Raw genomic sequence first — 705 nt, forward strand, 5'->3', positions numbered from 1 at the left:
CGCCCACCCACCCCTCACCGCGCTCCGCGCGGGGCAGAGCGTTGCTCGGCACGGACGCTCGGCCGCGGCGCGGCCGGCCGCCGGTGGCTACCGCTGCGCGGGGCCGCGCTCCGCGCGGGACCCGTGACACACGCCCGTCACCCCGCGCTGGGCGCGGAGGCCCGCTGGGCGGGCACGGCTGCTCCCCCGGCGGCCACCGCTCCGCGGAGCCGGACGAGGCAGGGCGACGGGCCGGAGGCCCGCTGCACGCGGGCTCGGACGCGGCGCGGCTGGGTGCCGCCTGCTACCGCTGCGCGGGGCCGCGCTACCCGCGGAACCAGGCCCGCGTAAGCGGACGAGGCCCGGCCAGTGCCGGGCGGCCGCCGTCGCGCGGCGCACGCTCCACGCAGGCCAGACGGGGTGCTGAGGCGTGCCGCGCACGAGGCGTAGGGGCACACTGCGCGCAGGGCAGGGCACAGACAGTGGGTGGGCGCGTCCGGCTCCGCCGGCGGCTACCGCTCCACGGAGCCGAACGAGGCCGGGCGGGGCGCGGGCCCGCCGCACGCGGGATCGGACGCGGCGCGGCCAGGTGCCACCGGCTACCGCTGCGCGGAGCGGCACCGCTCCACGTAAGCCGGGCGAGGCGCGGAGGCGCGCTCCGCACGGCCGCCAGGCCGTGGCCCCCGGCGGCGAAGCCGCCGTACCGCGCGCAGCGCGAGACAAGGG

General features: G+C 81.7%; 1 protein-coding gene. It reads left to right on the forward strand.

Going from position 1 to position 705, the window contains the following annotated elements:
- Positions 1-465 precede the first annotated feature (465 nt).
- Positions 466-612, forward strand: a complete 147-nt coding sequence (locus tag E1283_RS37940) for a hypothetical protein (protein ID WP_165956391.1) — start codon at positions 466-468, stop codon at positions 610-612.
- Positions 613-705 lie beyond the last annotated feature (93 nt).

This window comes from Streptomyces hainanensis, from assembly GCF_004348415.1.
Lineage (GTDB): Bacteria > Actinomycetota > Actinomycetes > Streptomycetales > Streptomycetaceae > Streptomyces > Streptomyces hainanensis.